This window comes from Clostridiales bacterium (genome assembly GCA_030016385.1).
Taxonomy (GTDB): domain Bacteria; phylum Bacillota; class Clostridia; order Clostridiales; family Oxobacteraceae; genus JASEJN01.
On the sequence record JASEJN010000007.1, the window covers coordinates 36,974 to 62,636 of the forward strand.

The 25,663-nt window shown below is 36.8% G+C and carries 24 protein-coding genes; 23 read left to right on the forward strand and 1 reads right to left on the reverse strand.

All coding sequences use genetic code 11. From position 1 onward, the window contains the following. The first annotated feature begins 64 nt into the window (after window positions 1–64). Window positions 65–2,446, forward strand: coding sequence for an AAA family ATPase (locus QME45_03065; protein MDI6617642.1), 2,382 nt, complete (start codon window positions 65–67; stop codon window positions 2,444–2,446). Between the two features lie 231 nt (window positions 2,447–2,677). Here the strand turns inward: QME45_03065 and ychF are convergent, their stop codons facing one another. Further along, the gene (gene ychF, locus QME45_03070; GenBank protein ID MDI6617643.1) at window positions 2,678–3,775 is read right to left on the reverse strand and encodes a redox-regulated ATPase YchF; all 1,098 of its coding nucleotides are present in this window, start codon (window positions 3,773–3,775) and stop codon (window positions 2,678–2,680) included. Window positions 3,776–4,191: 416 nt separating this feature from the next. Here ychF and QME45_03075 point away from each other — a divergent pair, with 416 nt between their 5' ends. The 22 genes from QME45_03075 (at window position 4,192) to QME45_03180 (ending at window position 25,636) form a co-directional block, all read left to right on the forward strand. Continuing rightward, window positions 4,192–4,365 carry an aspartyl-phosphate phosphatase Spo0E family protein gene (locus QME45_03075; protein MDI6617644.1) on the forward strand — a complete coding sequence of 58 codons (174 nt, stop codon included), beginning with the start codon at window positions 4,192–4,194 and terminating at the stop codon, window positions 4,363–4,365. A gap of 248 nt (window positions 4,366–4,613) precedes the next feature. Beyond that, window positions 4,614–5,042: a division/cell wall cluster transcriptional repressor MraZ gene (gene mraZ / locus QME45_03080; protein MDI6617645.1), complete on the forward strand. Its 429-nt coding sequence runs from the start codon at window positions 4,614–4,616 to the stop codon at window positions 5,040–5,042. Window positions 5,043–5,057: 15 nt separating this feature from the next. Further along, a complete protein-coding gene (gene rsmH, locus QME45_03085; GenBank protein ID MDI6617646.1) occupies window positions 5,058–5,993 on the forward strand; it encodes a 16S rRNA (cytosine(1402)-N(4))-methyltransferase RsmH in 936 nt (311 codons plus the stop codon). Window positions 5,994–6,025: 32 nt separating this feature from the next. Continuing rightward, entirely contained in the window at window positions 6,026–6,511 is a 486-nt protein-coding gene (locus tag QME45_03090) for a cell division protein FtsL (GenBank protein ID MDI6617647.1), read from the forward strand. 21 nt (window positions 6,512–6,532) lie between these two features. Continuing rightward, entirely contained in the window at window positions 6,533–8,707 is a 2,175-nt protein-coding gene (locus tag QME45_03095) for a stage V sporulation protein D (protein MDI6617648.1), read from the forward strand. A gap of 167 nt (window positions 8,708–8,874) precedes the next feature. Further along, window positions 8,875–10,323: a UDP-N-acetylmuramoyl-L-alanyl-D-glutamate--2,6-diaminopimelate ligase gene (locus QME45_03100; protein ID MDI6617649.1), complete on the forward strand. Its 1,449-nt coding sequence runs from the start codon at window positions 8,875–8,877 to the stop codon at window positions 10,321–10,323. Between the two features lie 12 nt (window positions 10,324–10,335). After that, window positions 10,336–11,292 (forward strand): phospho-N-acetylmuramoyl-pentapeptide-transferase, encoded by a 957-nt coding sequence (gene mraY, locus QME45_03105; GenBank protein MDI6617650.1) that lies wholly within the window; start codon window positions 10,336–10,338, stop codon window positions 11,290–11,292. Window positions 11,293–11,373: 81 nt separating this feature from the next. Next, entirely contained in the window at window positions 11,374–12,444 is a 1,071-nt protein-coding gene (gene spoVE / locus QME45_03110) for a stage V sporulation protein E (protein MDI6617651.1), read from the forward strand. A gap of 145 nt (window positions 12,445–12,589) precedes the next feature. Further along, complete coding sequence (gene murA / locus QME45_03115) at window positions 12,590–13,840, forward strand: UDP-N-acetylglucosamine 1-carboxyvinyltransferase (protein ID MDI6617652.1); 1,251 nt, start codon at window positions 12,590–12,592, stop codon at window positions 13,838–13,840. A 55-nt stretch (window positions 13,841–13,895) separates the two neighbouring features. Beyond that, entirely contained in the window at window positions 13,896–14,657 is a 762-nt protein-coding gene (locus QME45_03120) for an FtsQ-type POTRA domain-containing protein (GenBank protein ID MDI6617653.1), read from the forward strand. A gap of 17 nt (window positions 14,658–14,674) precedes the next feature. Next, a complete protein-coding gene (locus tag QME45_03125) occupies window positions 14,675–15,400 on the forward strand; it encodes a DUF881 domain-containing protein (protein MDI6617654.1) in 726 nt (241 codons plus the stop codon). Next, window positions 15,401–15,793, forward strand: coding sequence for a small basic family protein (locus QME45_03130; protein ID MDI6617655.1), 393 nt, complete (start codon window positions 15,401–15,403; stop codon window positions 15,791–15,793). Next, on the forward strand, window positions 15,780–16,505 hold the full coding sequence (locus QME45_03135; protein MDI6617656.1) for a DUF881 domain-containing protein: 726 nt from the start codon (window positions 15,780–15,782) through the stop codon (window positions 16,503–16,505). Before QME45_03130 ends, QME45_03135 begins: the two co-directional genes overlap by 14 nt. A gap of 96 nt (window positions 16,506–16,601) precedes the next feature. Further along, window positions 16,602–17,867 (forward strand): cell division protein FtsA, encoded by a 1,266-nt coding sequence (ftsA, locus tag QME45_03140; protein MDI6617657.1) that lies wholly within the window; start codon window positions 16,602–16,604, stop codon window positions 17,865–17,867. A gap of 47 nt (window positions 17,868–17,914) precedes the next feature. Further along, window positions 17,915–19,003 carry a cell division protein FtsZ gene (gene ftsZ / locus QME45_03145; GenBank protein ID MDI6617658.1) on the forward strand — a complete coding sequence of 363 codons (1,089 nt, stop codon included), beginning with the start codon at window positions 17,915–17,917 and terminating at the stop codon, window positions 19,001–19,003. A gap of 220 nt (window positions 19,004–19,223) precedes the next feature. Then, the gene (gene spoIIGA / locus QME45_03150; GenBank protein MDI6617659.1) at window positions 19,224–20,117 is read left to right on the forward strand and encodes a sigma-E processing peptidase SpoIIGA; all 894 of its coding nucleotides are present in this window, start codon (window positions 19,224–19,226) and stop codon (window positions 20,115–20,117) included. An 11-nt stretch (window positions 20,118–20,128) separates the two neighbouring features. After that, window positions 20,129–20,863: an RNA polymerase sporulation sigma factor SigE gene (gene sigE, locus QME45_03155; GenBank protein MDI6617660.1), complete on the forward strand. Its 735-nt coding sequence runs from the start codon at window positions 20,129–20,131 to the stop codon at window positions 20,861–20,863. Window positions 20,864–21,012: 149 nt separating this feature from the next. Then, window positions 21,013–21,786, forward strand: coding sequence for an RNA polymerase sporulation sigma factor SigG (gene sigG, locus QME45_03160; protein ID MDI6617661.1), 774 nt, complete (start codon window positions 21,013–21,015; stop codon window positions 21,784–21,786). A gap of 213 nt (window positions 21,787–21,999) precedes the next feature. Beyond that, complete coding sequence (locus QME45_03165; GenBank protein ID MDI6617662.1) at window positions 22,000–22,263, forward strand: YlmC/YmxH family sporulation protein; 264 nt, start codon at window positions 22,000–22,002, stop codon at window positions 22,261–22,263. A gap of 168 nt (window positions 22,264–22,431) precedes the next feature. Continuing rightward, window positions 22,432–22,887 (forward strand): transcriptional regulator NrdR, encoded by a 456-nt coding sequence (gene nrdR, locus QME45_03170; protein MDI6617663.1) that lies wholly within the window; start codon window positions 22,432–22,434, stop codon window positions 22,885–22,887. 293 nt (window positions 22,888–23,180) lie between these two features. Next, the gene (locus QME45_03175; GenBank protein ID MDI6617664.1) at window positions 23,181–23,882 is read left to right on the forward strand and encodes a response regulator transcription factor; all 702 of its coding nucleotides are present in this window, start codon (window positions 23,181–23,183) and stop codon (window positions 23,880–23,882) included. A gap of 5 nt (window positions 23,883–23,887) precedes the next feature. Continuing rightward, window positions 23,888–25,636 (forward strand): ATP-binding protein, encoded by a 1,749-nt coding sequence (locus QME45_03180; GenBank protein ID MDI6617665.1) that lies wholly within the window; start codon window positions 23,888–23,890, stop codon window positions 25,634–25,636. The last annotated feature ends 27 nt before the right edge of the window (window positions 25,637–25,663 follow it).

Genomic DNA, 25,663 nt, shown 5'->3' on the forward strand with positions numbered 1-25,663 from the left:
TTTTATATGTAAAATTTTTAATCTCTGAATAATATATATTAAGGTATAGAAAAGAGGTGCTTATATGACAAAAGAATTTGAATTATCATACAGGAGATTGTTAAGCATTGACAACGGTTATAAAAGAGTGTTGAAGTTTAAGACGACCGAAGATATAGAAGGAAGTGATCAGCTGGTAGGCCAGGAAAGCGCTGAAAGGGCCATGAAATTTGGAATAAGTATAAAAGAAAAGGGATACAACATTTATATATCCGGGGAAAGTGGAAGCAGTAAGACGCGGTATGCAAAAATGATTTTAAAAGAAGCGGCCAAATACTGCCGGCCTGCGGACGATTGGTGTTATGTATATAATTTTGATAATAAATATGAGCCCGTAGCATTAAGGTTCAAGAATGGTTACGGAAAGATGTTTAAGGAAGATATGGAGCACCTTTTGAAAGATGCTGTAAAAAAAATCCCCGATGTATTCGAAAGTGAAGAATATGAGAGGCAAAAGGCATTGATACTTGAAGGTTATAATAAAATCAAAAGTCAGCTTGTTGAAAAGCTCAATGAAATCGCAGAGAGCAACAATCTTTCATTCAGGGTGACAAGCACCGGATTTGCATTTGTCCCTCTTAAAGGCGGTAAGCCTGTAAATGAAAGGGAATATGACGATATGGATATTTCCGAGAAGGAAAAAATACTGAAAAATATTTCCGAAGTTAGGACTAAATCCATAGATATACTGAAAAAATTAAAAACATTAGAAAGAAAAACCGATGAAAACGTAAAAAAGCTTGACAGCGATATAGGAAGATACATTATTGAAAATATAACGGCGAATTTTACGGGAAAGTACAATTCTGATGAAGAGATATTAAATTATATTGAATCGGTAAAGAAGGATATGCTTGACAATTTGAGTGTTTTTATAAATTCTGAGGATGGGAGCTCTTCGGATAAGGATGCTTCCGAGCTTTTCTTAAAATACGGCATCAATCTCATAGTAGATAACAGCGATACAAAGTGTGCGCCAGTAATATTCGAGGCAAATCCTACTTATAATAATCTGATCGGAAGTATTGAATATGAAAGCAGGTCTGGGACATTAGCTACAAATTTTATGATGATAAGGCCTGGCTCCATCTTAAAAGCAAATGGAGGATATCTTATTATCGAAGTTGAGGATTTACTGAATAATTATCAGGCATTATCAGGAGTAAAAAGAGTTTTAAATACGGGTGAAATAGCGATTGAGGGTCTGAGAAGCCAGCTCGACCTTATAACCATCACAACTATGAAACCGCAACCTATACCTGTCGATGTAAAAATAATACTGATAGGAAGCGAATACCTCTACCAGCTTTTATACGAATATGGTAACGATTTTAAAAATTTATTTAAAATAAAGGTTGCTTTCGATACCGAAATGGAAAAAAATGAAACCAATATATATAAAGTCGCTCAATTCATAAGCAATTATTGTTCTCAAAATAAAAAGAAACATCTTGAAAATGGAGCTGTCACCGCTGTAATCGATTATAGCTCAAGAATCGCAGGAAGCAGCAGGAAAATATCGACTTGTTTTGAAAAAATAGTAGATATAATAAACGAGGCTGATATCTGGGCGAGTATTTCAAAGAACAGATATATAAGAAACTCAGATATAAAAAAGGCGGTAGAGGAAAAAAATAAAAGAGACAGCCTGATTGAAGAGAAAATGCTATCACAGTATAGCGATAAAAAAATCATAATAGATATAAATGGGAAGGCTGTAGGCCAGGTAAACGGATTATCCGTAATTGAAATAGGAGGCTATTCTTTCGGCAAGCCTTACCGTATCACTGCGTCCACTTATACCGGCAAAAGTGGGATTATAAATATTGAACGCGAAGTCAAGATGAGTGGAAATATTCATAACAAGGGCGTAATGATAATCTCGGGATATATCGGCAGCGAATATGCAAGAAATATCCCATTGTCTCTAACCGCGCACATTTGCTTTGAACAACTTTATGGATTTATCGATGGAGACAGCGCTTCGGTTGCTGAATTGTATGCGATACTGTCGAGCATCTCAAGGATACCGCTTAAGCAAAGCATAGCCGTTACCGGTTCACTGAATCAAATGGGTCAAGTTCAGCCGGTGGGCGGTATAAATGAGAAAATAGAGGGCTTTTATAAAGTTTGCCTGATGGAAGGATTAAACGGCAATCAGGGTGTCATAATCCCCTATCAGAACATTGATGACATAATTCTTGATGATCGTGTTTTAAATGATATTAAAAATGGTTTATTTCATATATATGCGATAAAAGATGTAAAGGACGGAATAGAGATTATGGCAGGAGTGCCCGCAGGTGAAAGAAGAAGTAGCGGAGAATTTGAAAGGGGGACTTTTAATTTTTATGTAGATAAAGGGTTAAGGGATTTCATAAGAAATTTCAACTCTCCTGATTTATAAAGGATGTATATTTTATTATTATTTCAATCACTGGGTTCACAGTCCAGACTCTGTAAACTTGTTCAGGGCAGAATCAAAACTCGTTTGGGCAAAAGTCTGATTCTGCTTATCCTGAACTTAAACTCAGCACCGATCTAAAGCCTTTCCACGATGCTTTTTTATAATATTCCTCAAATGATTTTGATGCGCCAGCTTACAAATTTTCAACAATTAAGTCCGGCATGGCATGACCTAAACATTGAATCTAAAATAAACGACATCTCCGTCCTGCATTACATAATCTTTGCCTTCAGAGCGTACAAGACCTTTTTCTTTTGCAGCCGCTTCACTTCCAGTTTTAGCCAGCAAATCATATGGTATGACCTCGGCTCTTATAAAGCCTCTTTCCATGTCTGAATGAACTTTTCCGGCAGCCTGCGGAGCTTTTGTCCCTTTAACGACTGTCCAAGCTCTAACTTCGTCGGACCCTCCCGTTAAAAAGCTGATTAAACCGAGAAGCTTATAGCTCTCTTTTATAAGTTTATCAAGTCCGGACTCTTCCAAGCCATATCCTGAAAGAAACTCTTTCTTTTCATCTTCGTCGAGTGCGGCTATCTCTTCTTCAATCTTTGCACAGATGACTATGGATCCGGATTTTTCCTTTTGTGCGTATTCGCGTACTTTTTTTACATATTCATTTTCATCAACATTGGAAGATAAATCATCTTCAGAAATATTGCATACGTAAAGAACCGGTTTTGAAGTTAATAAGAACAGCTCTTTTACAAATGGCTGCTCATCCTCGGTGAACTGAACACTTCTGGCTGGAAGGCCGCTTTCAAGGGCTTTTTTTATTCTTTCCAGTATATCGAGTTCATTGTATAATTTTTTTTCACCGGCCCGGTATACTCTTTTAGTTTTTTCGAGCCTTTTATCTATAATTTCAAGGTCTGAAAAAATCAACTCGAGATTGACTATTTCTATATCCCTTACAGGATCTATATTCCCCTCGACGTGGACGACATCATCATCTTTAAAGCATCTGACTACGTGTACGACAGCATCAACTTCTCTTATGTGCGAAAGAAATTTATTTCCTAATCCCTCTCCCTTACTGGCCCCCTTGACGAGCCCGGCGATATCTACAAATTCAATGGAAGTTGGGGTTGTTTTTTTTGGTTTGTACATGTCTGTAAGTACATCTAATCTTTTATCGGGCACAGCCACTACGCCGACATTAGGTTCTATGGTACAAAAAGGATAATTTGCAGCTTCTGCCCCGGCTTTAGTAATCGCATTAAAAAGAGTGCTCTTGCCCACGTTAGGCAATCCTACGATTCCAAGTTTCATTATAATACCACTTCCTGCAGTCAAATTTATATAAATTATACATTAATAAATACAGTATTTCAAGTTAAGCGGCTCAAAGTGGATGCATATATATTACTCGAATAATCTGCATACACGAGCTTTGGCATTGAAATAGATATAAATATTGACCATAAATAGCATATTACGATATTTATGGTAATATATGTTGACAAATTATACAATGTATTATAGTATTATGACATACACTGCTTTTCACCACTTTTTATTTATGTGTTTAAATATTTTGTATTTACGCCACATAAATTTTCATGGATTGTTCTCATTATTTGTAAATTGGATTTTTAAAATGAAATAATTAGCCGATAATTCTACTATAAGGTTTATCAATCAAATTTTGAGAATGTATTTTCATTATTTTTTACGGTGGTGATAAAATGTTATTGCGCGATATAGAGAGTCTTAAAGAAAGATTGTATGCAGCAATGGATAACAATAACAACAGTGAAGTCTATGCGATTAGTTTAAAGCTTGATTTGCTTATAGTAAAATATTATAAAGAGAGTGCGAATGTAAAGGGTTCGAATATAAATGTTGCCATAAGGCCTTAAATGTAAAATGGCAGGTATAAATGATTGAGTTCATATATTGAACTCTTTTTTTATGCCCGTAAACGTTAAATATGGTTCCCTGCATGAATTGGACATGCCTCTCCAAACAGTCAATATAAAATAAGAACCCGTCCAAATACATATTTTTTTATTTTAAAAAGTAGAAGGAATTTAGCCTTTCGTATAGAATAAAAATAGAAAGTGGTTATAAGTGGTGTAAAGTGGAGAACAATCCCTAGGAGGAAAAGATGTTCATAGGCGAGTACCAGCATTCTATTGATAGCAAAAATAGAATAATAGTACCATCAAAATTCAGGGATGAATTAGGGGAAAAATTCGTCATAACAAAAGGACTGGATAGTTGTTTGTATGCATATCCTATGGGTGAATGGGCAAACTTGGAGCAGAAACTGAAAGCTTTGCCGCTTACAAGCAAAGATGCAAGAGCCTTTGTAAGATTTATTTTTTCCGGGGCAAGTGATTGTGAACTCGATAAGCAGGGCAGGTTTGTAATTCCTGCTAACCTTTTGGAATATGCGAATATAAAAAAGGATGTCGTAACTATCGGTGTGGCAACAAGATTTGAGATATGGAGCAGGGAAAATTGGGAACAATACAATAATTCAAATATCGATTTTGATGAGATTGCCGATAAAATGTCACAGCTTGGAATATAGTAAGGGATGATTATCATGGAGTTTTTACATGTACCTGTGATGCTGAGAGAGACAATAGACAATTTAGTATGGAAACCTGATGGCATATATGTAGATGGAACTATCGGAGGTGCCGGTCATTCTATTGAAATATTGAAAAGACTGAACGATAAGGGCAGGTTAATAGGCATAGACCGTGACATAAACGCTATAAACGCGTCATATGGCAGATTAAACGAATATAAAGACAGAGTGATTTTAGTACACAGCAAGTTTAGCAATATTAAAAATGTGCTTAAAGATAATGGCGTCGATAAGGTCGATGGGGTATTGCTGGATCTCGGTGTATCTTCACCTCAGCTGGATGATGCCAAAAGGGGCTTCAGTTATATGAATAATGCGCCTTTGGATATGAGGATGGATAGCGATTCGTCAATTACAGCAGGATTTATCGTCAATAACTATACCAAGGAGCAGCTTAAGGATATCATTACAAATTACGGGGAAGAAAGATGGGCTTCAAGGATTTCAGAATTTATAGTAAATGAAAGGGAAAAACATCCGATAACAACTACTTTTGAACTCGTGGATATAATAAAAAAAGCCATACCTTCTTCGGCAAGGAGAAGAGGCCCTCATCCGGCGAAAAGGACATTTCAGGCAATAAGAATAGCAGTAAACGGGGAATTGGATGAAATAAGTAATGCGATACCGGATATTATCGACGTTTTAAATAAAGATGGAAGATTATGCATTATTACATTTCATTCACTGGAAGACAGAATAGTAAAAAACTCTTTTAAGAAATACGAGAATCCATGTACATGTCCTCCTGATTTTCCTGTTTGCGTATGCAATAAAAAGCCTGTTATCAAAGTGATTACTAAAAAGCCGATTACACCGGGCGAGACAGAATTGAATGAGAACCCGAGAGCCAGAAGTGCAAAACTAAGAGTTGCTCAAAAGCTGTGAATTGTTCTAAATTTTTAAAGGGGTGAATAAATTTGATAGTAGTTAAAAAAGCGGATAACAGTTTTGAATATCCCGTATACGGGAATAATGCTTATAAATATAAAAGGTATGATCCAGAAGAGAAAAAGCAAAGGAAAATAAACAAAAATAGTGCCGGTCAATTGAAAAGGAAACTGAAATCACTATTTGTTGTTATTTTGTTATTTGCCGCAGGAATGCTCATAGTTGGAAGATATGCGATGATTTTAAGCTTGAATAATGAATGCAACGAATTGAAATCCGAGTTGGATTCCAAGCAGAAAATCAATGAAGAATTATCGATAGAATTGATGGAGCATTCTGATATAACACAAATAGAAAAATATGCGACTTCAAAACTCAATATGATTCGCCCCGATGGTTCAAATATCGTACATATACAAATTGCTGATGCGGGTAAGAATGCCAAGGATAATAAAACTAGCAACTCAACTAAAGGGGTGAGCTTTCTTGAAAGGTTTATCGGTATGTTCAATTAGTCTTTTAAAGGAGGCAAGATTTTGGGAGGGATCAATAATTCAAATATTAACCTGACTGTAAGGAAAAGGTTGGTATTGCTTTTTATAATAATATTTTTTATTATGTTTGCACTGATCGTGAGGCTCGGATGGATACAATTAGTACGCGGGCGCGAACTTTATAACCTTGCCAATGAGCAGTGGACAAATGACGTCAAAATAGATGCCAAGAGAGGAAAGATACTCGATAGAAACGGTGCGGAACTTGCGGTAAGCGCAAGTTGCGAACGTGTCGACGTCTTTATGAAGGATGTTTTAAATGCAGAAAAGGAAAATAAAGACATAAAACAGCAGATAGCGAGCAAACTTTCAGAAATACTTGGAGACAAAGAGGAGGATTTGCTAAAACTTCTCAATAAAAAATTGTCCAATGGAAATCCCATTAATAGTGTCACTATAAAAAGGAGAATAGATGACAGCCAGGCAAAGAAGATAAGAGAGCTGGATCTTCCCGGTATTGTGATATCGGATGACTCAAAGCGATATTATCCCAACGGCAACCTTCTTTCACAGGTGCTCGGATTTACGAATATAGACGGGGATGGACAGGAAGGCGTTGAACTCAAATATGATAAGGAACTCAAAGGCACACCCGGCAGAATCATAATGGAGGCGGATTTGTACAGAAGGCAGCTTCCCTATAATATATCGAAATATATAGATCCTATTGATGGTAAAGATATCCAACTTACTATAGATGAAAGTGTGCAGCTATATGTAGAAAAAGCCATAGAAGATGCTTTGGTTGTCAATAAGGCAAAAGCTGTCACGGCTATTGTAATGGACCCGTCTACAGGAGATATACTTGCGATGGCGAGCAAGCCGGATTTTAATCCGAACGACCCCAGGAATATGGGAAATCTTACAGATTTTAAAGAGGTTCAAAAGCTATGGAACAACAGGGCTGTGACATTTACATACGAACCTGGGTCCATATTCAAAGTGGTTACGGCAACCGCAGCATTAAGCGAGGGAAAAGTAAGCGACAACGATAGGTTTGTATGTAACGGAAGCAAAACTGTTGCAGGTACGACGATGCACTGCTGGAAATATGGAGGCCATGGAGTTCAGACTTTTGCCCAGATAATACAGAATTCCTGCAATGTAGGTTTCATGATCCTTGGGGAAAGGCTGGGGAAAGATTTATTATATAAATATATCGATGCATATGGCTTTGGTGCGAAAACAGGAATAGATGTGAATTTTGAAGAAACGGGAATCAAGATGCCCATTAAAAAAGTAGGGCCTGTTGAACTTGCAAATATAGCTTTCGGACAGGGAATAGTCGTTACTCCGATTCAGATGGTATCGACATATGCGGCCATAGCCAATAACGGCAAAATGGTTAAACCACGTCTCGTGAAGAGCATTGTTACAACCGACAAAGATGGAAACATTACCGATAAAAAAGATGTGAAACAGGTTGTAGAAAAACAAGTAATAAGCGAAGATGTCGCAAAAAAAATGAGGGGATACCTTGAGTCGGTAATCAGCATAGGTGGAGGCCATAAAGCATATGTTGAGGGATACAGAATAGGGGGCAAAACCGGTACGGCGCAGAAAGCCATGAACGGATCTTATGTACATGGGAAGTATGTGGCATCATTTGTAGGCATAGCACCTATCGATAACCCTAAGTTTGTCGTTTATGTATCAATAGATGAGCCTGATCCTTCAAAGTATTATGCCGGCCAGATAGTTGCACCTGTGGCAGGACAGATTTTTAAGGATTTATTTATAAGTTTGAATATACCTCCTGATAATAGTGCAAAATCATCAATAGATGTAATAGTTCCCAATGTATCGGGATTATCAAAGAGTCAGGCAATAAACAAACTTAAGAGCGATGGTTTCACAGTTGAAGCAAAAGGCGAGGGAAATGTAGTCTCGGATATGCTGCCAAGGCCTGGAATGTCAGTGAAGGCAGGCTCCAAAATAATACTTTACATGGGAAGTAGCGGGAATTATAATGATAAAGTGGTTGTGCCGGACTTAACAGGGAAAGATGATAAAGAGGCATCCGATATTTTAAAATCCGTAGGATTGAAAATCAAACCCAATGGTGAGGGAATGGTTACGGATCAAAAACCGGAGCCCGGTCAGGAAGTAAAAAAGGGAACAACCATAGATGTTGATTTTGAAATGTATTTAGATTAATTCTAGCGATGGGATATGAGACTTTATTCCATCGCTAAAGCTTTAAGGCGGGAGATATTTTGCAACTTCAATTCGCAATTTGAAATCAGTCATAAATAAGCTCATATTACGAATCGAAGATTTTACAAAAGCCGTCAATATGAAATTTTTAATTTATGGAGGAAAAAATGAATCTATCTGAATTGATTGCTGATTTAAATAATGCCAAGGTAAGAGGTCCCATTGATATCGATATAACGGGCATCGCTTACGATTCAAGGCAGGTTGAGATGGGTAATATTTTTGTATGCATTTGCGGATTTAAAACCGATGGACACAAATATATCCAGGATGCTGTAAAAAAAGGTGCAGCCGCGGTACTAGTCCAAAATGATATACCATATCATGAAGGAATAACATTTGTAAAGGTCGATGATACAAGGAAGGCACTTGCCATAATATCCGCCGCATATTTCTGCTACCCTTCCAAAAAGTTGAAACTTATTGGCGTGACAGGTACGAATGGCAAGACGACGACCACATATATGATAAAATCGATACTGGAGCAGCAGGGTTATAAAGTTGGACTTATAGGAACCATTTCAAATATAATAGGCGATAAAAAAATTGAATCCAAGAGGACGACGCCTGAATCATATGACCTTCAAAAAATGTTTTATAAGATGGCTGGTTTACACACCGACTATTGTGTGATGGAAGTATCTTCACATTCATTAGCACTGGAGAGGGTATACGGATGCTTTTTTAATGTAGGGATATTTACAAATTTAACAAGGGATCATCTGGATTTCCATAAAACATTTGAAAACTATCTGAATGCCAAGGTAAAGCTTTTTAACCAATCAAAGATTGCCGCTGTTAATATTGATGACAACTACAGCGATGATGTAATTAAAAAAATAAAAATACCTGTAGCCAGTTATTCTGTGAATAATAAGGCTGATGTGACGGCGTGCGATATTGAGATCACATCGACGTTTTCAATTTTCAAAATAAATTATAAGGAAGAGAGCATAAAAGTCAATTTGCCTCTACCTGGGAGGTTCAATGTCTACAACGCCCTGGCGGCAGCATCTGCCTGCATATATGAAGGCGTTCCATTAAGCACGATAAAAAAGGGGCTCGAAAGCATTAAGGGAATACCAGGAAGATCCGAAGTAATAAAAAGTGATAAGGGTTTTACAGTTATAATCGATTATGCGCATACACCTGACGGACTTTTGAATATATTAAATACTGTAAAAGAATATGTAAAAGGGCATATCATCACTGTGTTCGGATGCGGAGGAGACAGGGATAAAACCAAAAGGCCGATTATGGGCGAGATCGCAGGCAGGCTTTCGGATTTTTGCATGGTGACTTCAGACAATCCAAGATCCGAAGACCCAGATGCCATAATAGATGACATTTTGCCGGGAATAAAAAAGGCAACGCATGATTATAAGGTGATCGCAGACAGAAAAGAAGCGATAAAAGAGGCAATAGGGCTTGCTAAAGCAGATGATGTCGTAGTGATAGCAGGCAAGGGACATGAGACGTATCAGATTCTTAAGGATAAAACGATACACTTTGATGAAAGAGAGATTGTAAGAGATATTTTAAAATCAGCTAACTAGGAAGGATTATAAATGAACAGAATTATTTATTCGATATTAATAAGCGCATTTGCCGGGTTGATTCTTGGCCCGGTGATAATACCTATTTTGAAAGTACTGAAGTTCGGGCAGAACATAAGAGAAGATGGTCCGAGATCACATTTGAAAAAGTCCGGAACACCCACGATGGGCGGGATTTTAATAATATTGACTATAATATTATCCACGATAATCGTAAATGGAAAATTCGACAGCATATATGCAATAGCCATGATAACCACACTGGGGTACGGGCTTATAGGTCTTCTTGACGACAGCATAGGAATAATCAAAAAAAGATCCCTTGGACTAAGGCCGTATCAAAAAATAATAAGCCAGTTTATTTTTGCTGTTATACTCGCATATTATGCATATAATAACCCTTTGATAGGAAGCAAACTTTTGGTACCGTTTACCGGAAACTATATCGATTTGGGAATGTGGTACATGCCGTTTACGGTATTTGTAATAATAGGAACTACAAACAGCGTCAACCTTACAGACGGACTTGACGGTTTGGCGTCATCGGTTACAATGGTCGTACTATTATTTTTTGTTTTTGTATGTCTGTCGCTTAATAAGGATGAACTTGCGGTTTTAGCTGCCGCAGGAGCAGGAGGGTGCCTTGGATTTTTAAGGTATAATTCCTATCCAGCCCAGGTATTTATGGGCGATACCGGATCTTTGGCATTAGGAGGCTTGATAGCTGCGCTTTCCGTATTAACCGGATTGACGCTATATCTGCCTATAGCCGGAATAATATATGTCGTAGAGGCGCTTTCAGTAATATTACAGGTAGCTTCATACAAACTAACCGGCAAAAGAATTTTTAAAATGAGTCCCCTGCACCATCACTTTGAACTTTCAGGATGGAATGAAAGCAAGATTGTATCGGTTTTTGGAATAGTTACGGTGTTGTTCTGCTTGGTAGGATTATTAGGGCTTTTATAACATATTATTTATTGATTGCAAACATATTTTTAGGAGGACGGTTAATTGACCAAAAAAAGAGGGTCTTGTGATTTTGTACTTATGATAACGGTTTTGATACTGCTGTGCATAGGACTTGTTATGGTATTCAGCGCAAGTTCCGTTGCCGATTTTACTTATCAGCATGATGCCTATTTTACTTTGAAAAGGCAGCTTGCATGGGCGGGAATAGGCTTTATAGGAATGATTTTCACGATGAACTATGATTATCATAAGCTCAAGAGATTTGCTAAACCCCTTCTTTTGTTATCCATAATATTGTTGATCATAGTATTGTTTATGCCGGAAAAAAACCATGCACGCAGGTGGATAGGCATGGGAGGAGATTCTCTGGGTTTCCAGCCTTCCGAAATTGCCAAGTTTTCCGTCATATTATATTTAGCCGGCAGTATGAGTAAAAAAAAAGGCAAAATAAAATCTTTCACATATGGTATTCTTCCGTATATCATAGTCGGGGGAATAGTATTTGGACTCATACTTATAGAGCCCAACCTGAGCGTTGCGGGCTCAGTACTTATTGTGGTGTTTTTAATGCTGATAGTGGCAGGCGCGAGGGGATCCCATTTAGCTATGCTTGCTCTTGCAGGAGGCGCTGCTGCTGTCTTGTTCACGGTAACTGAACCATATAGGCTCAAAAGGCTCACTGCTTTTCTGGATCCATGGAAAGATCCGATGGATACGGGATACCAGGCGATACAATCTTTATTTGCTCTTGGCTCCGGGGGCTTGACAGGTGCAGGGCTTGGAAAATCGCATCAGAAATTTTTCTATATACCCGAGCCGCAAAACGATTTTATATTTTCAATAATCGGAGAGGAATTGGGCTTTTTAGGGACGACGGCTGTCATAATTTTATTCTTGGTATTGACATGGAGGGGCATAAAGATTGCCCTGAATGCAGTCGATACGTTCGGATGCCTTTTAGCTGCGGGCATAATATCGTTGATTGCAGTACAGGCGATAATTAATATAGCGGTTGCCACATCTTCGATGCCTATAACAGGGATACCTCTTCCGTTTATAAGTGCCGGAGGTTCATCTCTGATATTTATGATGGCTGCGGTAGGCGTTTTGCTTAACATATCGAGATATGGAAGGTCTAATAAGATATAAAATAAAAATATTATGGTAACTTGTAGTACAAGGGAATGGATTTTAGCTTGGCATATGGAATACTGCAAGGAACACTCGCATAAATGGCTGCATAATATAATATGTAATATATCCTAATGCAATTGCGGCTTTCGGGGGTGTTATCTTGGGTAAATATATTATAAATGGCGGAAGAAGGCTCCAGGGTCAATTAAGAGTAAGCGGAGCAAAGAATTCTGTTCTTCCCATCTTTGCAGCTACGATTTTAAGCGGCAGGGAAAGTGTTATATATAATTGTCCTGTTTTAAAAGATGCCGAAATAATGATTGAAATATTAAGATCCTTGGGTTGTAAAGTAAAGAGAGAGGGTAAAGTAGTTACGGTAGATTCATCGGGTGATATGGGCTATAAAGTGCCTGATGAACTGGTTCGAAAGACACGCTCATCCATTGTCTTGCTGGGAGCGCTCGTATCAAGAGTAAAAAAAGCAATAATTTGTTTTCCCGGAGGCTGTGATATTGGACCAAGGCCTATAGATCTGCATTTAAAAGGCCTTGAAAAATTAGGCGTAAGAGTGGAGGAGCATAACGGCTATATCTACTGTGAAGCAGACGAAATCAAGGGTTCTAAAATACATTTGGATTATCCAAGTGTGGGCGCTACTGAAAATATATTGCTTGCAGCGGTGTATGCAAAAGGTACAACCATAATAGCAAATGCCGCCAAAGAGCCGGAAATAGTCGATCTTCAAAATTTTTTAAATAAGATTGGAGCTAATATAGAGGGTGCTGGAACCGATAATATAATAATTGAGGGCGTAAAACATTTAACAAGCGGTGAACACACTATAATACCTGATAGAATAGTCGCCGGGACATACTTGATTGCAGCGGCGGCAACCGGCGGAAGCGTTAATCTTGTTGATGTTAATATTGAACATATACGTCCCATTATATTTAAATTAAAAGAAAGCGGCTGTACATTCAAGACTTATGGCAACATGGCATATATGGTGGCGCCTGAGCGCGTTAAGGCATTAGATATAGTAAGGACATTGCCTTATCCAGGATTTCCTACGGACATACAGGCACCTTTGATGTCGCTTTTATCTATTGCCGATGGAACATCCATGATAATCGAGACGGTATTTGAAAACAGGTTTAAACATGTTGATGACCTCGTATCCATGGGTGCGGATATCAGAGTTGATGGTAGAATAGCAGTCGTAAAGGGCAAGAGGAATCTTACAGGGACGGAAGTTTCGGCAAAAGATTTAAGAGGCGGAGCGGCTCTCGTTATCGCCGGATTATGTGCAGAAGGCAGGACAATTGTCGATAATACGGAACATATAGACAGAGGCTACGAAAACTTAAATTTATCTTTGCTGCAATTGGGAGCAGATATAACAAAAGAATAGGCAGCTTTTGCTGCCGTTTTTACAATATATGATTTTGGACAACCCATTGACTGGAGTGATTTTTATAACATATACAGATATACAAAAACGCATAAGAAAAAGAAAACTCAGATTCAAGATAATTTTAATCATCATGCTTATCTCTGCTGCCGTCGTTTTTTTGTTTGAAAAGCCGGTACTAAAGGTTGCCGATATTTCTGTCAGCGGGAATAATACAATTGAAGCAAAAAGAATCGTCGACTTATCGGGCATCAAAATAGGGGACAACCTATTGAGGATGAATACTTACGCGATTAAAAAAAATATATTGAGGAATTCTTATATCTCTGACTGTAAAATAAAACGAAATCTCTTGGGTAGCGTGAGAATAATGGTAGAAGAGAGAAAAAGCGTTTGCATAGTTAAATTCGAAAATAAATATTTGATACTGGACAGAAATGGGGTAGTGATGGATATAATCGATAGAAATAATAATATAAAACTACCCATGCTGACGGGTCTTGGCATAAAGAGCATAGAAAAAAATAAAGTTATCGATATAAACGATGAAAGGCAATTAGATACATTAAAAATAATATTTGACAGTATTACAAGGTACAATTTATCTGGTATAATTAATGAAGTGGATATTAAAAATTTGCTTTCTATTTATATTAAAACAAATTATAACGTTGATGTTTTAATCGGCACCACTGAAAATATTGATAACAAACTTTATCAGGCGAGGACTATAATAGAAAAGGATTTAAAGGGAAAGGGCCTAAAGGGCACACTTGATGTAAGCTTCGATGGAAATCCTGTTTTTAAGCCTGATTAGTTTAGGAGGAATTAGATATGAAATATTTAAAGGCGCAGTTATGTATTGCTCTTGTATGCATTATACTTGGACTGATGTTGGCGTATCAATTTCAAAATGCCAAAAACATAGCCAGTTTTTATAAAAACAGCCAGGTTGATGAACTTCAGGGGAAGTTGGAAGATATGCAGAAGCAAAAGGATTCACTTGAAAAAGAAGTGGCAAGCCTTGAAGGAAAAGTCGAACAATATGAAAAGAATGCAGGCACGGCAAATGGCATGGCAAAACAGATGAAGGATGAACTCGATAATATAAGAACAGTCGCAGGGCTTACAAATGTCGAAGGACCCGGAGTGGATATTAAGTTATCGCCGATTAATTCGAATCTAAATAGTGAAAACAGTATTCCTGCATCGATAAACAGTTCAGATATATCTGCAGTCATAAACGAGCTGAATGCATGCGGTGCTGAAGCTATTTCCATAAATGGGCAGAGGATAATAGGCGCCTCATTTATAAGGGACGTAGGATCAAATATTTCGATAAACGGGCAAAAATGGTCCGGCCTTCAGGATTTTGAAATAAAGGCCATAGGCGATCCTACAGCTTTGGAGACGGGTTTAAATATTGCGGCCGGAGTAAAGGAAGGACTTGAAACAGCAGGCATAAATGTAAAGATACAAAAGTCCAATAAAATTAAAATATTAAAATATAACGGCATAATAGAAATGAAATATGCTATAAATGCAAAAGAGGGTGAGTAAATGATACCTGTAATCGGACTTCTTATAGGATTAATATTGGGAATTTTTTTACCTCTTAATTTACAAAATTATTCTTCATATATGTCTGTTGCCATATTAGCTTGTTTAGATTCTGTCTTCGGGGGAATAAGAGCAAGTATTGAAAATAAATTTGATACGGATATATTTATGTCGGGTTTTTTTGGGAATGCAATACTTGCAGCAGGATTGACTTACCTAGGCGATAGGTTAAATGTTCCTATTTTCCTTGCTGCTGTTATAGTATTCGGAGGAAGGCTGTTCCAGAACTTCGCTGTTATGAGAAGAGATATTATAGAAAATATCAGAAATAAAAAGAAAAGTAAAAATGATGACACCATTCAGTCTGGGGGACATGGTGATGAAGTACGATGAGTCTAAACTGCTTATTTTTTTAGTCGCCACAATACTGGGTTTTTTGCTGGCTTCCCAATTTAAGCCAGGGAAGGTAACGCCAAGGGGTATACTTACATTTCAGAGTTACCAGCAGATGTCTCTTGAGATCGCACAATTGAATAATGAAATAAGCAAACTGGAAAACAAAAAGAGTGATCTTGAAAATAAGGTTTACAGGTATCAGTACAACAGCGAGTCCGTAAAAGATACAATCGACCAGCTTGAAGAAGAACTCAAAGACAACGAGTTTAATTCGGGGTTTACAGATGTAAAGGGTCCCGGGATTACGTTATCGATTTCGGATAGCTTATTTGCCAATGAAGTAAAAAACAGAGATATTGCGGTTATATATATAGTTCATGATGACGATTTGAAAAATCTTATATGGGAGCTTAAAAACGCAGGTGCTGAAGCTATTTCTATAAACGGACAGAGGATTATAGGCAGCACGGAATTTACCTGTGAAGGGCCATCCATAAGAGTCAATAACGAGCTTTTGGTGCCTCCGTTTAATATTAAGGCTATAGGCGATCCAAAGACCCTTTCTTTCGCTCTGGATAAAGATGGTAGCATATTTAAAGAAATGGAAGATTACAGAAAGATGCAGGTAAGCGTAAGAGAGGAAAAATCTATTACAATACCGAAATATGGGAGCGCTATAAACTTTAATTATGCCAAGACAGTAAAATGATTATATTTATAAAATTATGCAAAATAAAAAAGGATAATTTTACTTCGTGTTGAATTAATAGCGAAGGAGGACTGCTTAGGGGGGAAATATATTATAATGAATGAAATAGTAGCAGGAATAGATATAGGCTCATCAAAGGTATGCACTATTTTGGGTGAACTTAATAAAAATAACCAGATGCAGATACTGGGAGTAGGAACTGCAGAATGCAAGGGTATAAAAAAAGGTATCATTATAGATATAGATAATGCTGCAAAGGCGATATCGGATTCTGTTGAGCAAGCAGAGCGCATGTCGGGAATGGGAATAAAGTCGGCATATATAAATATTGCCGGCGGACATGTATCGCTTTTTAAAAACAGAGGTGTTATCGCAGTTTCTGGTGACGATAGAGAAATATCAGAAGAAGACGTAGAACGTGTTATACAAAATGCAAGAATTGCCGATATACCTGTTGATATGGAAATAGTAGATGCGATACCGCTGCAATTTATCGTCGATGGATATGAGGGAATAAAGGATCCTGTAGGTATGGTTGCAGTGCGTCTTGAAGTAGATGTATATTTATTGATTGCTACGACATCGACCGTGCAAAATCTGGTCAAGAGCGTTGAAAGATGCAACATCAATGTTTCAGGTATAGTTATCGATCCACTATCGTCAGGTGAGGTTGTTTTAAGCAAGGATGAAAAGGAGCTTGGGGTTGCCCTTATCGACGTGGGGGGAGAAGTAACCGATATATCCATATTCAAAGATGGCAATCTTATATATACGAAATTGATACCCGTAGGCGGTAATCATATAACAAATGATATATCGATAGGTCTCAAGATTCCTCTATCTGAAGCCGAAGCTTTAAAGAGGCAGTATGGTTGTGCTTCATTATCGATGATTGATTCTGCTGAGGATATATCTGTAAATAATAGAGCAGCGGCAAGCAATGCAAAAACTATTTCAATAAGTAGCCTGACAGATATAATCGAGGCAAGAGTTCAGGAAATATACTATCTTGTAAATAGAGAGCTGGAGTTATCGAGCCTTAAGAGTTCGTTATCTGCCGGTATCGTCCTGACAGGCGGCGGACTTTCATTTATAAAGGGGTCGGCAGAGGTGGGCAATTCCATAATAGGGCTTCCGATTAGAATAGGAGTCCCAAATTATATTGGAGTTGCAAGTCCGATATATTCTACTGCGACCGGTATGGTAAAGTATAAATTGACAAAGAAAAAGTATAACGTTTTAGAAAGAAACTGGGAAAATGATAATGAAGATACAAATGTGGCGGCTTTTAAAAAAAGCAAAAAAGATAATGGTAGTAATTTTATCAATAAAATAAAGGATTTTTTTACAGACTTCTTTTAAAATAATGGGCTGTGCTTTCTGCATAATATATCAAAGGAGGTAATAGTTTGTTGGATTTCGATGTAGACACTGAACAATTCGCTTCTATAAAGGTAATAGGTGTTGGAGGCGGTGGAAATAATGCTGTAAACAGAATGATAAGCTCTGGCCTTAAGGGTGCTGAATTTATTGCGATAAATACAGATAAGCAGGCATTGCGTATGTCCCAGGCTTCATTAAAAATACAAATAGGAGAAAAGCTGACAAAGGGACTTGGAGCAGGGGCAAATCCTGAAATCGGACAGAAAGCTGCCGAGGAAAGCAAAGAGCAGATTAGCGATGCCGTTAAAGGCGCGGATATGGTGTTTATCACCGCCGGCATGGGCGGCGGAACAGGCACCGGTGCAGCTCCCGTTGTCGCTCAGGCGGCAAAAGAGTTGGGAATATTAACTGTAGGAGTCGTCACAAAGCCGTTTTTATTTGAAGGAAGAAAAAGAATGCTCCATGCGGAAAAGGGCATTGAGGAATTGAGAAGCAAGGTGGATACTCTTGTGACTATCCCGAATGAAAGGCTCCTTCAGGTGGTTGAGAAAAAGGCGTCGATAATTGAAGCATTTAAGATAGCCGATGATGTTTTAAGACAGGGTGTTCAGGGTATATCCGACTTGATAACGATCCCCGGGCTTGTTAACCTGGATTTTGCAGATGTTAAGACTATAATGGTCAATACAGGTCTGGCACATATGGGTGTAGGCAGGGGAACAGGTGATAATAGGGCGGCCGAGGCTGCAAAGCAGGCAATACATAGTCCGCTTCTTGAAACTTCCATAAACGGTGCTACAGGGGTACTTTTGAATATTACAGGAGGATCGAATTTAGGACTGTTCGAGGTTAATGAAGCTGCCGAACTCGTATCTCAGGCTGCTGATCCTGATGCGAACATAATTTTTGGAGCCGTAATCGATGAAAAGCTCCAGGACGAGATAAGGATAACAGTTATAGCAACAGGTTTTGAAAAGAATAAAGACAAAGATGAGCAGAAGGAAATGGGCATAGAATTCCCCGGCAAGAAGTTGGAGAACTTCGGTACCGGCATTGATGATAGCAATCTTGAAATACCCGCGTTTCTGAGAAGAAACAAGAGAAATGAAAAGTAATAGCCATAAAAAAGAGGCTGTTGCATGATGAACTTTTTATTCATCGTGCAACAGCCTCTTTTTATTCGCAAAAATATTATGTTGAAAATACATAAAAAATGAAATCAAAGCCGTAAAGATAGAAAATATTCTTTTTTTTTATCACTATGATTTGACATAATTTTGAAGTTAAATTATGTATAATAGTCATAAAGAATAAATTAAAATTAAAGGTGATAAGATGTACATAGATGTTATTGTATTTGAAAACTTCATTATAAATTTTTTCATATTAAACATCACATCAAGATTATCAAAAATAAAGACAAGTAAAATAAAACTGTTTGCCGGAGCAATAATTGGAGCTTTCTATATAATAATATATTTTTTCCCTTCACTCAAGGTATTTTTCTCACTGATGATGAAAGTATCCGTATCAATACTTATGATAATTATCGCATTTACTCCCGAGAAATTTAAAGATTTTTTCAAAGTCTTATCGATTTTTTATATAATATCGTTTGCATTTGGAGGAGCGGCACTGGCATTTCTCTACTTTACCGGTAAAGGAACTGAAGCAAATGGCATTTTCTATATTAAAGATTTCCCCGTATCGCTGCTTGTAATGGCATTCGCCGTTGTTTCTCTGCTCTTGATATTTTGCTGGGATTATATACAGGATAAGATTTATAACGAAGGAATAATTTATAACGTATTTATCGAGCTCGATAAGAAAGTCGCAAGTTTTAATGCTATGTTGGATACAGGAAACAGTTTGAAAGATCCTATAACGAACAATCCGGTTATCGTAGTTGAGTATGATGTCATAAAGCCTATCCTGCCGCCTGCATTTTCAAAATTGTTTACAGGAAGCGAGAAAAACAATATCAATTTTGCTACGCTTTACGGCAGCAATGAAAACGATATCGCATGCAGGATAAGGTTGATACCTTTTACATCTCTTGGAAAGCAAAATGGGATGCTGATTGGCGTTAAACCTGACAGCATCGTGCTGGTATCGCAAAAAAAGAAAAACAAAAGGGTTTTGAAAGATGTAATAGTAGGAATTTATAACAATAAAATATCCAGTGATGGGCAATATAATGCTCTTTTATATTCAGAAATATTAAGGTAGGAGGTACGATCATGAAATTAAATTTCTCTAATGTAAAATTTTATATCATAATAAAATTTGTCCATTTCTTAAATAAGTTCAAGCTATTAAATCCGAAATACATTTATTATATGGGTGGAAATGATGCTTTGCCTCCGCCTTTAAATAAAGAAGATGAAATGAAACTCGTATCGCAGCTTAAGGAAGGAAACGGAGACGTACGGACTGTATTGATAGAAAGAAACCTGAGGCTGGTAGTTTATATCGCAAGAAAATTTGAAAATACGGGAGTAGGAGTGGAAGATTTGATATCGATCGGGACTATAGGCTTAATAAAAGCTGTAAATACCTTTGATCCTGAGAAAAAAATAAAGCTTGCCACTTATGCATCAAGATGCATAGAAAATGAAATATTAATGTATTTGAGGAGAAACAGCAAATTGAGATCCGAGATATCATTCGATGAGCCGTTGAATATCGATTGGGACGGAAATGAACTTCTTTTATCGGATATTCTCGGGACCGATAACGACCTTATTTATCATTGTATAGAAGATGAAGTAGATAAAGAATTGCTGGGTATAGCAATGACAAAGCTTTCAAACAGGGAGAAAAAAATAATGGAGCTTAGATTCGGGCTTTACGGAGGAGGAGAGAAAACTCAGAAGGAAGTTGCAGATATGCTTGGAATTTCCCAATCATATATATCGAGATTAGAAAAGCGAATTATAAAAAGGCTTAAGAAAGAAATAAATAAAATGGTTTAGTTAAAGTGTGTTTGCATGTTTTATATTTCAACAAAAGTGCTTGTCCACTTTCCTTTTCAGGAATTATATACCAGAGGTTTTTTTGAATAAAAAAGCATCCCGAGGTAATAATTAAAGTATCAGTACAACTGAAAGGGATGAGATACTTCATGATAATCAATAAAGTTGAGATATGCGGTGTAAACACTTCTAAGCTTCCGGTTCTTAAAAATGATGAAATGAGGGAACTTCTCATCAAGATGCATAATGGTGACAGCGAAGCAAGGGACAAATTTATTAAGGGAAATCTAAGGCTTGTTTTAAGTGTCATACAGCGTTTTAACAACAGGGGAGAATATGTAGATGATCTCTTTCAAGTAGGGTGCATTGGTCTTATAAAAGCGATAGACAACTTTGACTTAAACCAGAATGTAAAATTCTCAACATATGCTGTGCCTATGATCATTGGTGAAATAAGAAGATATTTAAGAGATAACAATTCCATAAGGGTGAGCAGATCTCTTCGTGATATAGCATATAAGGCTTTACAGGTAAGGGATAGGCTGATAAATAAGAATAATAAGGAGCCGAATATAAGCGAAATAGCAAAAGAATTAGATATAGATCGAGAGGATATCGTATTTGCCCTCGATGCCATTCAAGATCCTATTTCTCTGTTTGAACCAATATACCATGATGGAGGAGATGCGATTTTTGTAATGGACCAGATAAGCGATACAAAAAATCAGGATGAAAACTGGCTGCAGGGTATATCCATCAAGGAAGCCTTAAGAAAATTAAATGACAGGGAAAAACTAATACTTACATTGAGATTTTTTGAAGGAAGAACCCAGATGGAGGTCGCCGAAGAAATAGGTATATCACAGGCTCAGGTATCAAGGCTCGAAAAAACAGCGTTAAAGCACATGAGAAAATATGTTTAAAATTAGGCTGTCTTGAAATAAAGAGATGATACAGTATATTGAGTAGCTCAAATTTGTGAAATCAATATATTGTATATAAAACTTATTTTGAGACAGCCCATATTAATTTTAGATTACGATTGAGTGTAAATATATTTTGTTTTGTATGTAAAATATAGCTGTTTTCCTTCATATAATAATATAAATAGTATAATATGTAAGGATGGTGGGATTATGATAAATGCCAACAGCATAAGAGAGAGGGAAGTAATAAATATCAGGGATGGAAGAAAGATAGGTATTGTATCGGATGTAGAGATAGATTTTGAACAGGGTAAGATTACTTCTATAATAATACCAGGACCGGGGAAGTTTATAGGGCTATTTGGAAAGGATAATGATATAATAATACCGTGGGACAAAATAAGAAAGATAGGTGCGGACGTAATACTCGTAGATTTAGATGAGAACGAGTTTGATGGCAGCAGCGATGAATAAAGAAATTTGAAATTGGACAGGCAAGTGAGGCAATAATATATAAAAAAGATAACAGTATGTGATTCGATTTTGATTATCATATTTTTTATGCAGATATGATACAGTTAAAATACATATAATTTTTATTCTTATTTTGATTATTATTGAAAAGCTGCAGGAGGAGAGAATATGAAATGCCCTTACTGTAATTCTGAAGAAACAAAAGTAATCGATTCAAGGCCAACTGAGGATCATACTTCGATCAGAAGAAGGAGGGAGTGCCTTAAGTGTCTGAAAAGATTCACAACTTATGAGACGGTGGATACTTTGCCTGTGCTCGTCATTAAAAAAGATGGGACAAGAGAACATTTCGATAAAAGGAAAATATTAAATGGATTGATGCGCGCTTGTGAAAAGAGACCTGTTTCACTAAATGAATTGGAGTCGCTGGTTAATGATATAGAAAAGAAAGTATATAATTCACTGGAGCCGGAAATCACAAGTAAAAAAATAGGCGAGATGGTTATGAATAAGCTCAAGAATATAGATGAAGTTTCATATGTGAGGTTTGCATCAGTTTACAGGCAGTTCAAGGATATTAATACATTTATGGACGAGCTTAACAAAATATTAAAGGAAAAGTAGTTTTAACATACATTTTACAATGTTGTGTTATAATTTGATTGGCTGGATGAATATTTGCCGAATTTGTTATAAAATAATTAAGAGCAGGTATATTTAAGGTATAAAAAATCGAAGAATGTAACAGATATATTATGTATGTCTTCGATTCGCAATATGAAATCAGGCATAAATAGGATTATGTTATTTTGAGCAACGAATGAGTGTTCAAAATAACATAAGTTCAAATTACGAATTGAAGTTATGTATATGTTATAATAAGCAAAATATGTAGATTCATCATTAGGGGGAATTTTATGGCTGGTGAAAATATACTTGTAGTCGACGATGAAGTCCATATAGTCGAGCTTGTAAAATATAATCTTGAAAATAACGGTTTTAAAGTATTTACAGCATATGAAGGAAGGGAAGCTATTAATATTGCCGAAACCAAAAATATCAATCTTGTGATACTTGATTTAATGCTTCCCGATATAGATGGACTTGAGGTATGCAAGACATTAAAAAGAAAGGATACTACCTCAAATATACCTATTATTATGCTTACCGCAAAAAGCGAAGAACTCGATAAAATAGTCGGGCTTGAACTTGGTGCCGATGATTATATTACAAAACCATTTAGCGTTAGAGAGCTTATGGCAAGAGTGAGGGCAATATTGAGAAGAGCTGCCTCTGAGGTAAAGGGAAATGAAGTTTTAAGAATAGGACAGCTTACGATCGATAATACAAAGCATGAAGTTTTAAAAAATGGTAAAAGCATAGACTTAACCTTAAAAGAATTCGAACTTTTATATCTGCTCATAAAAAATAAAGGCAAGGTACTTACAAGGGATTCCCTTTTAGACAGAGTATGGGGATATGAATATTATGGAGAAACAAGGACAGTAGATGTGCATGTACGTCATCTGAGGCAAAAAATTGAAGATGATGACAAAAATCCTAAATATATCGAAACTATAAGGGGGATAGGATATAGATTTAATGATATCCCGGTATAAATCATATGAAAAAGAAATTGATGTTATGTTTTTGTGTTGTTATAGTATTAGGAGCGATTATCACAGGTTTTTTATCGATCAATAGAGCTAAGGATTCATATCTTAAAGATAGCGAAGATAAACTTATTTCAAATGGAAGGCTGATTTCAGGCAGCCTTGCGGAAGAATTAAAGTTGCAAAAATACAATTATGATGATACTGCAAAGTATTTTTCCGGCATTGTAAATGCAAAAGTGACTATAATAGATAAATATGGAAGGGTGCTTGGAAAATCCGAAACAGGCATCGACAATATTTATGATTACAGCGAACTTGAGGAAGTAAATGAGGCTTTCAAGGGAAATACAGGTAAAAGCATAAGGTATAGTGCGGATTATAAAACAAAAATCATCTATGTTGCCGTACCGCTTAAAAAAGACGTATCTGCAGCCGCTTTAGTCCTTTCTTTACCGCTTTATGATACAAACAAAATAGAGTATAGCTTTATAGGAGACATATTGATTTCAGCTTTGATTTTATTTATCCTTTCATTAATTATTTCCTTCTTGTTTACCAGAAATATAACAAAACCTGTAAAAGAAATGACATTTCTTTCAAAACTCATCGCAGAGGGAAAGTTAAATAGGGAAATAAGTGTTTATTCTGACGATGAGATAGGAAATTTAGCTGAAGCGTTTAATAATATGACAAAAAAATTAAGGGTTACTATTGATGATTTATATGATAAAAAGAATAAACTGGAAGCCATTTTAAAGAGTATGCAGGGAGGGGTAATAGCTATCGACAATAATGAAAGGATAATGCTTGTAAATCCCGAAGCCATGAATATTTTCGGATTTGATGAAAACGTCCTCGGCAAGCATCTGCTGGAAGTCATAAGGAACGTTGAATTTGAAGATATTTTATATAAGCATCAGGATGAGAATAGGGAACTTCGGATAAATTACCCTAAGGATATGATCCTGCGGGTTAAAGCCGCTCCGATTACAGATATGGAAAATGGCAATAGAAAAATAGGCATAGTTGCGATAATGCTGGATATAACGGAGTTGAAACAGCTTGAACAGATGAAGACGGAATTTGTTGCAAATGTATCCCATGAGCTTAAAACACCCCTTACATCCATAAAAGGTTTTGCAGAGACTTTAAAAAGCGGTGCCATAAACGACAATAAAACAAGAGATAAATTCCTGGATATCATAAATGTTGAAGCAGACAGATTGACGAGGCTTATAAATGATATTCTGACATTGTCTGAACTCGAGGGTAGAAAAAAACGATGGATGGTATTTGAAAAGATCGATATGAACGATGTTATGGATGAAATAGAAGATATGATGGGTAGCCTTGCAAAATTGAAAAAAATAGATATAAAGTTTATAAGGGATAAGGATGGCTCTTATGTATCGGGAAACTACGACAGAATAAAACAAATGTTAATAAATCTCACGGATAATGCAATTAAATATACTCCTGAGGGGGGAAGCGTTACCGTAAAAACATATAAAAAAGACGATAAAGTATATGTTGAAGTTTCCGATACGGGAATAGGGATAGCTAAAGAACACCTTCCGCGATTGTTTGAAAGATTTTACAGAGTTGATAAAGGTAGGTCAAGAGCGCTTGGCGGTACAGGATTGGGACTTGCAATTGTTAAACATATAGTATCGACAATGAATGGGAATATTAAGGTAGAAAGTGAGCTCGGTAAAGGTACGACATTTACTGCTTCTTTCCCCAAAATAAGTGATTGAAATTAAACTTAACGAAAACTTAACACA

What these genes read in the sequence shown, in the direction of transcription:
- QME45_03100 (MDI6617649.1), top strand. Translation starts at nt 8,875, where the DNA reads ATGAATCTATCTGAATTGATTGCTGATTTAAATAATGCCAAGGTAAGA.
- spoIIGA (MDI6617659.1), top strand. Translation starts at nt 19,224, where the DNA reads ATGTACATAGATGTTATTGTATTTGAAAACTTCATTATAAATTTTTTC.
- QME45_03180 (MDI6617665.1), top strand. Translation starts at nt 23,888, where the DNA reads ATGAAAAAGAAATTGATGTTATGTTTTTGTGTTGTTATAGTATTAGGA.
- QME45_03125 (MDI6617654.1), top strand. Translation starts at nt 14,675, where the DNA reads ATGAAATATTTAAAGGCGCAGTTATGTATTGCTCTTGTATGCATTATA.
- ftsA (MDI6617657.1), top strand. Translation starts at nt 16,602, where the DNA reads ATGAATGAAATAGTAGCAGGAATAGATATAGGCTCATCAAAGGTATGC.
- ychF (MDI6617643.1), bottom strand. Translation starts at nt 3,775, where the DNA reads ATGAAACTTGGAATCGTAGGATTGCCTAACGTGGGCAAGAGCACTCTT.
- QME45_03165 (MDI6617662.1), top strand. Translation starts at nt 22,000, where the DNA reads ATGATAAATGCCAACAGCATAAGAGAGAGGGAAGTAATAAATATCAGG.
- sigG (MDI6617661.1), top strand. Translation starts at nt 21,013, where the DNA reads ATGATAATCAATAAAGTTGAGATATGCGGTGTAAACACTTCTAAGCTT.
- QME45_03065 (MDI6617642.1), top strand. Translation starts at nt 65, where the DNA reads ATGACAAAAGAATTTGAATTATCATACAGGAGATTGTTAAGCATTGAC.
- QME45_03130 (MDI6617655.1), top strand. Translation starts at nt 15,401, where the DNA reads ATGATACCTGTAATCGGACTTCTTATAGGATTAATATTGGGAATTTTT.
- mraY (MDI6617650.1), top strand. Translation starts at nt 10,336, where the DNA reads ATGAACAGAATTATTTATTCGATATTAATAAGCGCATTTGCCGGGTTG.
- nrdR (MDI6617663.1), top strand. Translation starts at nt 22,432, where the DNA reads ATGAAATGCCCTTACTGTAATTCTGAAGAAACAAAAGTAATCGATTCA.
- QME45_03075 (MDI6617644.1), top strand. Translation starts at nt 4,192, where the DNA reads ATGTTATTGCGCGATATAGAGAGTCTTAAAGAAAGATTGTATGCAGCA.
- rsmH (MDI6617646.1), top strand. Translation starts at nt 5,058, where the DNA reads ATGGAGTTTTTACATGTACCTGTGATGCTGAGAGAGACAATAGACAAT.
- QME45_03135 (MDI6617656.1), top strand. Translation starts at nt 15,780, where the DNA reads ATGAAGTACGATGAGTCTAAACTGCTTATTTTTTTAGTCGCCACAATA.
- mraZ (MDI6617645.1), top strand. Translation starts at nt 4,614, where the DNA reads ATGTTCATAGGCGAGTACCAGCATTCTATTGATAGCAAAAATAGAATA.
- sigE (MDI6617660.1), top strand. Translation starts at nt 20,129, where the DNA reads ATGAAATTAAATTTCTCTAATGTAAAATTTTATATCATAATAAAATTT.
- spoVE (MDI6617651.1), top strand. Translation starts at nt 11,374, where the DNA reads ATGATAACGGTTTTGATACTGCTGTGCATAGGACTTGTTATGGTATTC.
- QME45_03175 (MDI6617664.1), top strand. Translation starts at nt 23,181, where the DNA reads ATGGCTGGTGAAAATATACTTGTAGTCGACGATGAAGTCCATATAGTC.